Annotated in this window: 11 protein-coding genes; 2 read left to right on the plus strand and 9 right to left on the minus strand. The window is 48.7% G+C overall.

Features of this window, described 5'->3' with window-relative positions:
* The first annotated feature begins 69 nt into the window (after window positions 1-69).
* Window positions 70-1,584, plus strand: coding sequence for a nitrogen regulation protein NR(I) (ntrC, locus tag ACO0LC_RS22570; RefSeq protein WP_423007326.1), 1,515 nt, complete (start codon window positions 70-72; stop codon window positions 1,582-1,584).
* A gap of 54 nt (window positions 1,585-1,638) precedes the next feature.
* Here ntrC and ACO0LC_RS22575 read toward each other — a convergent pair whose 3' ends face one another.
* The 5 genes from ACO0LC_RS22575 to ACO0LC_RS22595 all read right to left on the minus strand — a co-directional run bounded on the left by ACO0LC_RS22575 (window position 1,639) and on the right by ACO0LC_RS22595 (window position 5,117).
* The gene (locus tag ACO0LC_RS22575; RefSeq protein ID WP_423007328.1) at window positions 1,639-2,163 is read right to left on the minus strand and encodes a phosphatidylglycerophosphatase A; all 525 of its coding nucleotides are present in this window, start codon (window positions 2,161-2,163) and stop codon (window positions 1,639-1,641) included.
* Window positions 2,160-3,128, minus strand: a complete 969-nt coding sequence (gene thiL, locus ACO0LC_RS22580) for a thiamine-phosphate kinase (RefSeq protein WP_423007330.1) — start codon at window positions 3,126-3,128, stop codon at window positions 2,160-2,162. The genes ACO0LC_RS22575 and thiL overlap by 4 nt, the downstream gene beginning before the upstream one ends.
* A 69-nt stretch (window positions 3,129-3,197) precedes the next feature.
* Window positions 3,198-4,385, minus strand: a complete 1,188-nt coding sequence (locus ACO0LC_RS22585; RefSeq protein WP_423007332.1) for an FAD-dependent oxidoreductase — start codon at window positions 4,383-4,385, stop codon at window positions 3,198-3,200.
* A 7-nt stretch (window positions 4,386-4,392) separates the two neighbouring features.
* On the minus strand, window positions 4,393-4,557 hold the full coding sequence (locus ACO0LC_RS22590; protein ID WP_110258335.1) for a rubredoxin: 165 nt from the start codon (window positions 4,555-4,557) through the stop codon (window positions 4,393-4,395).
* A gap of 80 nt (window positions 4,558-4,637) precedes the next feature.
* Entirely contained in the window at window positions 4,638-5,117 is a 480-nt protein-coding gene (locus ACO0LC_RS22595) for a rubrerythrin family protein (RefSeq protein WP_423007334.1), read from the minus strand.
* Between the two features lie 270 nt (window positions 5,118-5,387).
* Here ACO0LC_RS22595 and ACO0LC_RS22600 point away from each other — a divergent pair, with 270 nt between their 5' ends.
* On the plus strand, window positions 5,388-7,697 hold the full coding sequence (locus ACO0LC_RS22600; protein ID WP_423007336.1) for an NADP-dependent malic enzyme: 2,310 nt from the start codon (window positions 5,388-5,390) through the stop codon (window positions 7,695-7,697).
* 100 nt (window positions 7,698-7,797) lie between these two features.
* Here the strand turns inward: ACO0LC_RS22600 and ACO0LC_RS22605 are convergent, their stop codons facing one another.
* From ACO0LC_RS22605 to alkB, 4 genes are all read right to left on the minus strand, one after another.
* Window positions 7,798-8,790, minus strand: coding sequence for a porin (locus tag ACO0LC_RS22605; protein ID WP_423007338.1), 993 nt, complete (start codon window positions 8,788-8,790; stop codon window positions 7,798-7,800).
* A 108-nt stretch (window positions 8,791-8,898) separates the two neighbouring features.
* On the minus strand, window positions 8,899-11,187 hold the full coding sequence (locus tag ACO0LC_RS22610; RefSeq protein ID WP_423007340.1) for an ABC transporter substrate-binding protein: 2,289 nt from the start codon (window positions 11,185-11,187) through the stop codon (window positions 8,899-8,901).
* A 250-nt stretch (window positions 11,188-11,437) separates the two neighbouring features.
* Window positions 11,438-12,373 (minus strand): 5'-nucleotidase, encoded by a 936-nt coding sequence (locus tag ACO0LC_RS22615; protein WP_423007342.1) that lies wholly within the window; start codon window positions 12,371-12,373, stop codon window positions 11,438-11,440.
* A 48-nt stretch (window positions 12,374-12,421) separates the two neighbouring features.
* Window positions 12,422-13,075, minus strand: a complete 654-nt coding sequence (alkB, locus tag ACO0LC_RS22620) for a DNA oxidative demethylase AlkB (RefSeq protein ID WP_423007344.1) — start codon at window positions 13,073-13,075, stop codon at window positions 12,422-12,424.
* Window positions 13,076-13,550 lie beyond the last annotated feature (475 nt).

Below are 13,550 nucleotides of genomic sequence, written 5' to 3' on the forward strand. Positions count from 1 at the left end.
GTGGCAAAGTGGCGGCACCAAAAGTGCTCCTTCTATCGATATGCTTAACACAGACTGCAAAACGACAATATGAAACCAATCTGGATAGTGGACGACGATGATTCAATTCGTTGGGTGCTGGAAAAAGCCCTGGCGAGAGAAAACCTGGCAACGCGTAGCTTCACCAATGCCAGAGATGCGATGAATGCGTTGCAAAGCGATACGCCGCAAGTGCTGGTATCTGATATACGCATGCATGGCGCCTCCGGTCTTGAACTCTTGCAAACTGTCAAAGCCAAATACCCAGGTTTGCCAGTGATTATCATGACGGCGTTTTCTGATCTGGAATCGGCAGTGGCGGCTTTTCAGGGCGGGGCCTTTGAGTACATGGCCAAGCCTTTTGATCTCGACAAGGCGGTTGAGCTGATACGCCGGGCACTGGAAGAAAGCCTGCGCGAATCCAGTGTAGAGCAAAGCATCTCTGAAACACCGGAGATACTGGGTCAGGCACCGGCCATGCAAGATGTATTTCGCGCCATTGGTCGTTTATCGCAATCGAATGTGACGGTAATGATTACTGGTGAATCCGGCAGTGGTAAAGAATTGGTGGCGCGTGCCCTGCACAAGCATAGCCCACGTGCATCCCAGCCTTTTATCGCCCTGAATACGGCAGCTATTCCCAAGGATTTGCTGGAATCAGAATTGTTTGGTCATGAGCGCGGGGCTTTTACCGGCGCGCAAACTACACGCCGTGGTCGGTTTGAGCAGGCAGAGGGCGGCACCTTGTTCCTCGATGAAATCGGTGATATGCCGTTTGATTTGCAAACACGCTTGTTGCGGGTTTTGTCGGATGGCCATTTTTATCGCGTTGGCGGACACCAGCCCATGAAGGCAAATGTGCGTGTCATCGCTGCAACCCATCAGAACCTGGAAACCCGCGTCAAAGATGGCTTGTTCCGCGAAGACTTGTATCACCGCCTGAACGTCATCCGCCTGCGCCTGCCCAGCTTGCGCGAACGCCGTGAAGATATTCCGCTGCTGACCAAATACTTCCTGAACCAGAGTGCCAAGCAATTGGGGGTAGATGTCAAGCGCATGTCAGAACCTGCCTTGCAATTTTTGTCCAGCCTGGATTTTCCGGGAAATGTCAGACAGTTGGAAAACCTGTGCAACTGGATTACCGTCATGGCACCGGGGCAGACTGTGGAAATCCCGGACTTGCCACAAGATCTGGTGCCAGTTGCTGCAGCTTCAGCTCACGCGCCTGCAGCGCATGGTGTCAATGACATGGCTATCAGGACTAATGAGCATCAGTCAGGTGTTCCAGCACAAATCAATGGCAGCAGCGCCCATGAAAAAGCGGCATATAGAAGTGGTGAGAGTTGGGTTTCCTTGCTCGAGGCAGAGGCAACAGCCATGCTGGCAGAGGGACAATCAGAAGTGATCGACAAGTTGGGGCGCTGTTTTGAATCCGTCGTCATCAAGGCAGCATTGCGTCATACCCATGGGCGTAAAAATGATGCAGCGATACGTCTGGGCATAGGCAGGAATACCATTACCCGCAAGATTCAGGAGTTGGGGATAGATGGAGTGAAGGATGAATAAGCATTCTTCAATATGAAACAGTAAAAAAAATGGCTGCAATTTGCAGCCATTTTTTTAGAAGCTGCGCCAGAGTGCAAAGCTCAGCAGGCAAAAGAAAGCCGCCACAATATCATCCCACATCACACCAAAACCGCCTTTGAAACGGCGGTCAAAATACCCTATAGGCGGTGGCTTGACCATGTCAAAAAAACGGAAGCCAATAAACGCCCAGAGCTGGGTTTGCCAATCGGCAGGGACGATGAATAGCAGTACCAGCCAAAAAGCAATGATCTCATCCCACACCATGCTGCCATGATCGGCGACACCCATGTTCTTACCTGTGACATGGCAAGCCCATACACCAACGGCGAAACCAATGACAATGATGGCAAGCCAGTTAAGGGTGGTAAATACCTCAGGCCAGCGGTTGGATAATACGTAAAAACTCAGCCACGCAAACAGAGTGCCTGATGTGCCGGGCATAATGGGTGACAAGCCGCTGCCAAAACCCTGGGCCAGAATATGGGCAGGGTGACGCAGCATGAAGCGCCAGCCAGGTTTTGTGACGATGGCTGTCTGGCCGTTTTCTAAAATGCTCATGGATTGACGAAATGATCGAAGGATTTATATTGCAGATGCACTGGTTTGCCATCGCCATCCAATAAGCGCAAACCTGCCTCTGCTTCTATCTGGCCTATATGCGTGACAGCAGTTTGTGCTTTTGCGGCAGCGGCGATTATTTCCTGCCTCTTACTTGCTGGTGCTGTGAAACATAATTCATAGTCATCACCGCCATTCAGGGTAAATTGCCTGCGCAGCGCCTGTGGCTGGGTTAGCAATACCGGGCCGGCAGGTAACTGATTGACACGCAGGCTGGCACCTACTGCTGACTTTTCCAGGATATGGCCCAGATCACCAGCCAGGCCATCTGAAATATCCAGCGCTGCATGCGCTATGCTACGCAAGGCCATGCCCAGTGCTATACGTGGGCTGGGTTGGTGCATGCGTGTTGCCGCCAATTGATGATCAGACTTGCTGAGAGTGACTTCATTCCAGTAGCCCGCTAAAGCCAGGCGGGCATCACCCAGCGTACCGGACACCCAGATATCATCACCAACTTTGGCAGCATCACGGCGCAGGGCGGTGCCGGGAGGCAGTTCACCAAAGATGGTGATGCAGATATTCAGTGGACCTTTGGTGGTGTCGCCACCTATCAGGTGGCAATGATGTTCATCAGCCAGTGCCAGCAAGCCGCGCGAAAATTCTGCCAGCCAATCCTGGTTTGCTTCGGGCAGTGAGAGTGCCAGGGTAAACCCCAGTGGCGCAGCGCCCATGGCTGCCAGATCTGACAAATTAACAGCCAGGCATTTATGACCCAGCTTGTACGGGTCAGCATCCGGGAAAAAATGACGGCCAGATACCAGCATGTCACTGGAAACAGCCATTTGCATGCCGGGGCTGGGGTTGAGCAGGGCGCAATCATCCCCTATGCCGAGGGCGACGCGGCTGTCTTGAATACTGTGCTGCGCAAAGTAGCGCTTGATGAGATCGAATTCTGAAAGCATGCGCGCATTGTACCTAAGCTGACTCAGGATTCAAGATAAACCCCGACACCCTCGGTACTGCGCGCTTGTTTAGTTTAGCTGCATTGCTTGTGCTTCTGTTAATTCTGCAATCAGCGCATTTCTCGATTTGGCTTCTTGCGGAGCAACTGCAAAGCCATGCAATTTTTTGCTCTCATCAAAGTAGCGGCTGATGGTGACGCCATCAGCATGATTTGACTCCCAGGTGCCTGATTTGCTGACGGCAAATGCAGGTGGGATCAATGCAACCGGGTAGCTGGGTGTCTTGACCAGTACTGCAGACAGCTTCGTATCCATGCTGGTCAGTTGGCCTGTCAGACTTAGGGCGATTGCCTTCGCTGCTGTCATGATGGGGGCAACGTAGGGCATCAGGCTATGGCTGCCATCTGCTTGCCTGTACTGCGCGCAGTCACCAAGCGCGAATATATCGGGCGCACTGGTCTGGCCATACTCATTGATAATAATTCCGCGATCCGTCTGCAATTGTGCTGCCTGTGCCAGACGTATGTCTGCACGCAAGCCCACTGCCGACAAGACGACATCCGTGTCGAAGCTCTCGCCATTGGTGAGCGTCACTTGTATAGCATGATCTCGCTTGGCTATGTGGGTGGCAGTGGTGCCCAGTTTTAGTTGTACACCTTTCGCATACAGGGCAGCATGCAAGCCTTGCGAAATGACTGCCGGTGCCAGCGCTGCTAGCGGCAGGGTGTTTGGGTCTATCAAGGTAACTTTATGACCCGCAGTGGCCAGATCATCGCTAAATTCACAACCTATCAAACCTGCGCCGAGTATGGTCACCCTGGCCTTGTCACCAGCTTGCGCCAGCTTATCGCGAAACACGACATAATCAGCCAGATTATTGACCGACAAAACCTGGTCTGCCGCATCGCCAGCAATAGGCAGGCGCATGGCTTGCGCACCGAGCGCCAGCACCAGTTGGGAATAATCAAATTCACCTACCTTGGTTTGTACGGACTGCGTCACTGTATTGATGCCACTGACCAGAGTTTTTGTCAGGATAGTGGCATTCAGTTCGGCAGCCATCTGATCAGCAGTTTTGCTTTGCAATTGTTGTGGCTGTTTTCCCAGTGCAAAAGCATTCGACAGCATGGGCTTGGAATAAAAGCCGCCATCATCGCCAGTGATGATAATCAATGGTGTAGTTTTGTCGAGCTTGCGGAATTCTCTGGCGACTGTATAACCAGCCAGACCGGAACCGATGATGGCGATAGGTTTCATGACTACCTCAGATTTCTATCATGTCAAAATCAGCTTTGGCGACGCCACAGTCCGGGCATTCCCAGTCTGCTGGAATATCATCCCAGCGTGTGCCGGCGGCGATGCCTTCTTCTGGCAAGCCTTTGGATTCTTCATAGATAAAGCCGCATACTATGCATTGGTAAGTTTTCATGGTTCTCTCTGCCTGTGTGAATGTCGTGTCTTATTTAGTCGTGCTTCTTGTTGCGTTCTTACACCGGGTATTTGCCAGGATCAGGCCTGATTGGCTTCCAGCACTGCACGGTAATGATTGGCGTGACGCTCTTCTACCTTGGCCAATGCAGCAAAACGTTTGGCGGCAATTTCTAAAGTCCGCTTAAAGTTTTCAGCGTGTTCCTTAGATTCTGCGATTTGCTCATCGTATTCAGCGACAGCAGCATGGTTGCCTTCTTCCACAGCGAGGTGGCGGAATTTTGGGTACATTTCTGTGTATTCATAGGTCTCACCTTCGATAGCAATTTCCAGGGCACGCTGTGGTGTCAATTGTTTTTTTGGATACAGTAAATCCAGATGGCCAAAGGCATGCATGACTTCTTGATCAGCGGTAGCTTCAAATGCTTCTGCAATGTCTATCGCGCCAGCTTCGCGTGCCAGTTTGGCGAAATAGCGGTATTTAATATGGGCCATGGATTCGCCTGCAAAAGCGGCTTCAAGGTTCTGGATAGTGACGGATGGGTTTGCCTGGGTGCTCATAATGCTCTCCTTGGTTATTTGCGGTGTTGTTTACATTTGCTATCAACGTGAGACATATAATAGATTTTAATAATTGATTTTAAAAGATAATTGATTTTATTGATTCAATAGTTAAAAACTATGTATATTTGCTTAACAGATTAAATTGCATTTGGTTATGTCAGAAAAGCATAAGAGTCGTACAAATACGTATAAAGTTAGAGGGTTCCCTCTGCTAGAATCTCTACCAGTAAGATTTCCGTAAGCAAAAATAGAAAGAAGGTCAAGCACATGGATTCGTCAGATCAAAAAGAGCAAATACGTCAACAATTGCGTCAGGCAGCGCTGGAATATCATGAATTTCCTACTCCTGGCAAAATCAGTGTCACTGCAACCAAGCAATTGACGAATCAACGTGATCTGGCTTTGGCGTATTCCCCCGGTGTGGCTGCACCTTGTGAAGAAATCGTCGCTGATCCTACTGCTGCATTCAAATACACTGCCCGTGGCAACCTGGTCGGCGTGATTACCAACGGTACCGCAGTGCTGGGTCTGGGCAATATCGGCCCACTGGCATCCAAGCCAGTGATGGAAGGTAAGGGCGTACTGTTCAAGAAGTTCGCTGGCATTGATGTATTTGATATCGAAATCAGTGAGTCTGATCCTGACAAGCTGGTTGATATCATTGCTTCTCTGGAACCGACATTTGGCGGCATCAATCTCGAAGATATCAAAGCACCAGAATGCTTTTATATAGAGCGCAAACTGCGTGAGCGCATGAAGATACCGGTCTTTCATGATGACCAGCACGGCACAGCGATCATCGTTGGCGCGGCCATCCTGAATGGCTTGAAAGTCGTGGGAAAAACCATCAAAAACACCAAGCTGGTCGTTTCTGGTGCGGGTGCTGCGGCGCTGGCTTGCCTGGATTTGATCGTCGATCTGGGCTTCCCGCTGGAAAATATTTTTGTTACCGATCTGGCTGGCGTGGTCTATAAAGGCCGTGTTGAGTTGATGGACCCGGACAAAGAGCGTTTTGCGCAAGAAACCTCAGCCCGTAGCCTGCGTGATGTCATGCCTGGCGCAGATATCTTCTTAGGTTTGTCTGCAGCAGGTGTGTTGAAGCAGGATATGGTCAAACTGATGGCACCTAATCCTTTGATCCTGGCCTTGGCCAACCCTACGCCAGAAATCCTGCCTGATGAAGTCAAGGCTGTGCGGGATGATGCCATCATGGCGACAGGACGTTCTGACTTCCCGAATCAAGTTAATAATGTCCTGTGTTTCCCTTACATTTTCCGTGGCGCCCTGGATTGTGGCGCGACCACCATCACACGTGAAATGGAAATCGCGGTTGTACACGCTATTGCAGAACTGGCCCAGGCCGAGCAATCAGATGTCGTCGCTTCTGCGTATGGCATCAGCAACCTGTCTTTTGGTCCGGAATACCTGATACCCAAGCCTTTTGATCCGCGCCTGATGATCAAGATCGCGCCTGCTGTAGCACGTGCTGCAGAAATATGTGGCGTGGCAGCTCGTCCTATCCAGGACATGCAGGCTTATGTAGAGAAGTTGCAGCAATTCGTGTATCACAGTGGTACTTTCATGAAACCGCTGTTCCAGATCGCTAAAAAAGCACCGGCTGACCGTAAGCGTATCGTCTATGCCGAAGGTGAAGAAGAAAAAGTCTTGCGTGCAGTACAGGTTATTGTTGATGAGAAGCTGGCAACGCCTATCCTGGTGGGCCGGCCACACATCCTTGACCAACGCATAGAAAAATTTGGCCTGCGTCTCAAGGCAGGTGTAGATTTTGAGGTCATCAATCCGGAGCAAGATGACCGCTATCGCGATTACTGGCAGACTTATCACCAGATGACAGCCCGTAAAGGCGTGACCGAGCAATATGCCAAACTGGAAATGCGTCGCCGTCATTCACTGATCGGTGCCATGATGATCCATAAGGGTGATGCAGACGGCATGATCTGCGGTACCTTTGGTACTACCGGCCTGCACCTGAATTACATTAACCAGGTATTGGGCAAGCGTGAGGGTGTCAATGTCTATGCTGCCATGAATGGCCTGGTCCTGCCAGATCGTCAGGTGGTATTGGTTGATACGCATGTCAATGAAAACCCGACAGCAGAACAAATCGCTGAAATCACTATTCTTGCGGCAGAAGAAATGCGTCGCTTTGGTTTGCTGCCTAAAGCAGCCTTATTGTCGCATTCAAATTTTGGTTCCAGCAATAGTGAGTCAGCACAAAAAATGCGCGCTGCTCTGGCGATTATCCAGCGCGATGCACCTGATCTCGAAGTCGATGGTGAAATGCATGGTGATACTGCACTGGATACCAGCTATCGCAAGAAAATGATGCCTGATTCGACTTTGAAGAGCGATGCCAATTTGCTCGTCATGCCGAATATCGATGCAGCAAATATTGCCTATAACTTGTTGAAGACAACAGCGGGTAATAACGTAGCGATTGGCCCTATCCTGTTGGGTTGTGCCAAACCTGTGCACATTTTGACGCCATCTGCGACAGTACGTCGTATCGTCAATATGACAGCCTTGTGTGTGGTGGATGCGGTGGCTCAGCGTTAAAAGCCGCACATACTTGTAGTGATTAGGCAAAAGCTTTTTGTGCTCGCGCATATCTTTATTTGGATATGCGCGGGATGGACACAGAAAAACTGGAGGTCGGTTAAAACTTATGCCGCATTCCTATCGCGGTAATCCTGTTGCTGCTTCCGGGGACAACTACGCTATAACTGGCATTTTGATCGTTGGACAAGCGAGAATGGATTGCATACAAATTGGTGCGCAAGGAGAGTGGGTAATAATATCCTAGCGCCATTTGCGTGGCGTTGGCATTGTTATTAACTCTGTCAGTCTTGCGTATGTAGTCGACAGCAAACAGGCCGGCACCGACTGGAGCAGTTAGCCCGAGCAGTGTGTCGCGGGTGTCTAGAGCCATCGAATCTTTGCTGGTCCCATAAATCAGCCATAATTTTACCAGGCCAAAATCATAGGTGCCGCCCATTAACAAGTGACGTATGGGATTGCTTCCATTCGCATCGTTGACATTGTGATACCCAAGTTTGATATCGACAGGGCCATGGGCATAACCAAAATCGGCACTTAGCTGACGATTGGCTGAATTGTTTCCTGCTAATTCTCCAGCCCCATAGGCAATATCGCCATACCAACCGTTAGCATAAGGCAGGGAGTACTTGATGCTATTGTTCATGCGGTAGCCACTGGAGGCCAATAAGCGCGTGGCATCTCCCGGCCCGCTGGTATCAAATGGTTCTGACGTAGTTACTGCAGCAAAATAAGGGGTGAATTGTCGACCAAACCGGATGTTGCCAAATGTGCCGCTCAGACCAACCCAGGATTGACTACTAAAACCCAGGTTCTGCGCATACGAACCGGTATCCGCATTTAAGCCAGACTCTAGTACGAAGTTTGCCGTCAGATCACTACCCAGACTTTCAGAACCTTTGAACCCAATTCTGCTTTGCGATTGCAGGCCACTTTCCAATTTTAGTGCGGAACCTGCAGTATTACTGCTGTTTTCTTTGATGATACCCACATCGACTATGCCATAGATTGTGATGCTGCCTTGCGCAAACGCTGCATGATTGACAATCGGTGAGACAAGCAGCACAGAGCAAAAGAGTGCATTTTTTTTCATCATAAACTCCCAACCGTGATTTGCAGGACTTGCTTTTGATGGTGTGTCCGGGTTGTTGCTTGTCAATTCGCTTGGTGTATCAGGTGATGGTAAATCGTTGTGTAAAATTTAAACCGGCGTGTTAAGAGGGAAGTGGAACACGATCTTGATACCTTTTTCGGGCTCGCTTTCAAGAACAAGACGTCCCTTGAAAATTGCCTGAGTCATATTATGTACTATTGATAAGCCCAGGCCGGAACCTCCCTGGCCGAGTTTTGTCGTATAAAATGGCTCAAATACTCTGTGTTGCAGGTCTTTTGCGATGCCGACACCATTATCTGTATAAATGAGTTCTACATTATCGCCTTGGCGCTCGGCGCTGATGGATATTTGCCCGCTGGTTTTGTCTTCAAAACCATGTAATAGTGAGTTTGTGATTAAATTATTAATTATTTGTTCCAGATGGCCAGGAAAGCTATCCATTTCCAGTGCTTCTGGTATTTTTAGGCTCACCTCTACATTGGCACGACGTAGTGCCGGGCCAAAAGCATTCAAGGTATCCTGGACTACTGCTCGCAAGTCGAATATGCGACGGCGTTGACTGGTCTGATCAACAGCTACCCGCTTGAAACTCTCTATCAATTCTACTGAACGGTTAGCACTGCGCATAATCATCTCGCCGGCGTGATGGCATTCGTTCATGTTTTTAAATAAGGTCGTGCGACTGAGATTGCCACTTTGTATCGATGCATGAGTGATTTCCAGTTTGTCGATCAAGGTTGATGCGACCATCAGGATGTTGCCGAGTGGTGTGTTTAATTCGTGGGAAATCCCTGCGACCATGCTGCCCAACGAAGCTAACTTTTGAGATTCAACAATTTGCTCCATGGCCTGATTGAGTTCGCGTGTGCGCTCGTCTACTTTGAATTCAAGGTTTTCGTTCAATTGCTTGAGTTTCTCTTCAGTTGAGCGGCGTTCAGAGATATCAGCGTGTGTGCAAATCATACGTAATGGCCGTCCTGTGGCATCCCGCCCAGTAATCATTCCACGATCTATTACCCATATCCACTGACCATCTTTACCGCGTAAGCGGTATTCATTGACAAAATGTTTTGTTTTTCCATCAAAATAATCCTGTATCGCCTGTCGGGTCTGTTCGATATCGTCTGCATGAACAAATTCTTCCCAGCCGCCTGCATTGTTTTGTAAATCTGCATCGGTATAGCCATGCATGTCTTTCCAGCGCTGCGAATAGATTATTTTGCCGGTTTTGACATTCCAGTCCCAAATTCCGTATCCTGCGCCTTCAAGTGCAAAATTCATCCTTTCTTCACTGTCGCGTATGCGCTCCTGTGCGACACGTCTCTCCTTGGCCAGTTTATGAAAATGAATCAGGGTTGCTGTCATTGCCAGAATGCCAAGCGCGACCAAGCTGCCATACAGCCAGTGCAGGTTGGGCCTGGGATTGGAGTCATACAGGAACCCGTCCAGATTTGTATTTCGCGGCAACATCCCTAGTTCTGCATAGGTTTCGCTAATGTGTCGCCAGCGACCAGGGTTCATGTAGCCCATTTCCACTAACACAGGCTGTACTAATGGCACCATTTGCCGCGCTTCGTACAATAAGTGCTCACGTTTATTGCGCTGGGAATATTTTTTGAGGATTAAGTCTGCTATTTCTTCCTGATTGCTCATTGCATACTGCCAGCCGCGCAAGCTTGCTTCGCGAAAGGCTTTCGCGCGTGCAGGGTGATCCCTGATTTCATTCTCGCTGGTAAATAAATTGTCACCGTAAAAGTCAATTCCCGAGGACCTGGGTGTATAGACTTGATAGTCAAACCCGGCTTGATCGAGGTAGTCGGTTTCATTGGTGGCATAGGCAGAAAAACCATATATCTTATGGTTGATTAAATCGTCAGGTTTGAAACTGTGTTCTACCAACTGCATTTGACCCAGGCTGATTCCTTCCCGTTTCAAGTAAGCGATCAGCTCTTCTGATTGGGCTGCCAACATGACTCGTTTACCAATGATGTCATGAATAGTCTGCGTTGGTCCTGTTTTTGGTGCCAGGAGCACATACGGGGAGTGCTGGAAGATCACCGCCAGCACTACTATTGGTTTCCCGGCATTTCTTTCCAATAGCAGGCTGCTACTGCCTACACCGTATTCACCCGTGCTCGATAGGGTCCTTAGCAAGGGTTCATTACCACTGACACCTTGGTCTATCTGCACATCCAGCCCGGCTTCTTTGTAGTAGCCTTTTTCCAGGGCTGCGTAGTAACCGGCAAATTGGAATTGATGCAAATATTTCAGTTGCAGATGCACGTGCTCAACTGCGAAGGTCTCCCTGGCGGGAAGGATGCATACGAGCGCCGGTACAAGAAGGAGCCTGATGATTTGAAAGAGCCGCGAAACCATATGCGTGATAGCCTTCTCTTAAAAGAAGATCTCTTACCAGTTGGTATTAATGTCAAATACTTTTGGCGTCGCTCGACAAGCAGTTCACTGCATCATTATTCTAGCAGTTCCTCACATCTCTTTATGATAAATAAAGGTAAATAAAATGCAAATTTGACACAATTCGATTTACTTGCTTGTAAAACTAAATGTGGATTTGCTAAAGCAATCAATGCTGGTAGATCTCCCGCGATATCTATCTATTTTTCATTTATTTGATCAATGAATTTTGTTTGCCGTTCATTTCAACCTGTTTTACTGGTACTCGCCCTGTTGGTACGACATTTGACGCATGTAGACAATGACCATGCTGGTCATCAAAAAACATATGTGGTTTGAAGGCTGCAAGTACTGCTGACTTGTTGACGCCGCCCATGAAGAAGGTTTCGTCAATGGCGATATTCCAGGCGCGCAGTGTGCGTATTACCCGTTCATGTGCGGGTGATGCGCGTGCAGTCACAAGTGCGGTGCGCAAAGGGAAGGCGCGGCCATCTGGTGTTTTAAAATTATTCTGTAAGTAAGATAAGGCCAGCAGTAGCCTTGCGAAGGGCCCTTCCGGCAAGGGCTTCAAGGCATTTTCTCTTTCATGCTGTTCAAAGGCTTCCACCCCATGCTCTTGATAAATGCGTTCTGATTCATCTGAGAAGATGACTGCATCGCCATCAAAGGCAATGCGGATTTGCTCTGGGTCAGCGGCATTTTCTGGTAAACGATAGAGCATTGCCGATGCCACGCCAGAATTGATAGCAGCTTGCACATCATCTTCATGCAGGGATAAAAACAGGCTGACATTAAAGGCCAATAAGTAGGGCGCCAAAGGCGCACCGCCTGACAAGGCTGCGCGCGTAATATCCAGACCATAATGGGTGATCGAATTAAATATGCGCAAAGAAGTCTCGGATGAATTGCGCGACATGATGACCACTTCTACCAATCTGTGGCCGGGTGTCAGTTCGTTAAGTTTCAGTAGCGCTTTTACCAGGGCAAAACCTGCACCTGGTTTTAATACGCTGCTTTCTTCCCTGAGTTGATGCTGGCGATAAGTGTCCAAGCCTTGTTCTTGAAAAATAGTTTCTTCCGCTTCCAGATCAAATAAGGCGCGAGAAGAAATTCCTATGACTAAGAGATTGTCTAGCGAAAATGGCATATTGAATTGCTTGTTTTGTTATTCGGTGATGGGATTATCAACGTTCTTCTATATAGCTTGGCGAAATGTCAGATTGATTCTTTGCGTTCCCAATAAGGGATGAGCCGCCTCTTTGATCGGTGCTACACCATGGTAGCGCAATCTGGCGGGGCCACCCCAGACCACTACATCGCCATGTGCCAGATGATAGCGCTGGACAGGATCAGTCCGTTGCATGCCCCCAAAAAGAAATGTCGCCGGTATCCCTAATGAGAAAGACACGATAGGTGCTCCCAAATTTCTCTCATCCTTATCCTGATGCAGGCTAAGGCGCGACCTTGCCTGGTATTGATTGATCAAGCAGCTATCTGGTTTGAAACCTGCAAAGCCGGCTTCTTGTGCAGCCTGCACTGCAAGCGAATAAAAACTATCCGGCATGGCAGGCCAGTGCTCTCCATTTTCCGGGTCATAAGCACTATAGCGATAACCATCGCTATCAGATACCCAGCCTACTTCGCCACAGCAAGTCATTGCGACTGACATGCGATGACCATTGGGGGTGCGCATCTGTCGGAAAGGGTGTTTGCTTGATATTTGTTGTATACCATCTAGTAATACAGTTTCGTGAGGCACTGAAAAATGCCTGAGTATCAGTGCACCTTCGCAGATGCCTTCTTTCCAGGGTGATATGTCACTGGCATCATCAAAGAGTGAATAATTCATTGTTTGGCTTTTGTTCGCTTATCTATATAAGCGTAATTCATTTTTTGTAATTTTGTCGGGCTAAGTAAATTTCTCTTGCAAAGCGGGCCGTAAATTTGCTATAGTCCGCCTCCCGCTGAAGAGCGGGCGAAGAAGGGAGTAATACTTAGGTTTGAGCGCAGCAATGCCGCGGAAACCTGGAGCTGTAAATAGCCTGAAGTAGTTGAGAATGAATCTAAAAGATTTAAACTGAACGAAAATAAAGACAGGGTGTTGACAGCACGAAAGAAGTGCTCCATAATCTCGTTTCTCTGCTGCTGACGCACACAACGCTGCGACGCAAAACTGGATGAATAAGTAGTTCGGTTGAGTAGAAAAGAATACGGTTCTTTAACAATTAACAGTCAATAAATGTGGGCACTTGGTGAAGCGCACCAAGCAACTTAGGTTGTTTGGAAAGCTTAAATAATATAGCAAGTGTTCACAAGAAATAAAG

This window comes from Undibacterium sp. JH2W (assembly GCF_049340425.1).
Taxonomy (GTDB): domain Bacteria; phylum Pseudomonadota; class Gammaproteobacteria; order Burkholderiales; family Burkholderiaceae_D; genus Undibacterium.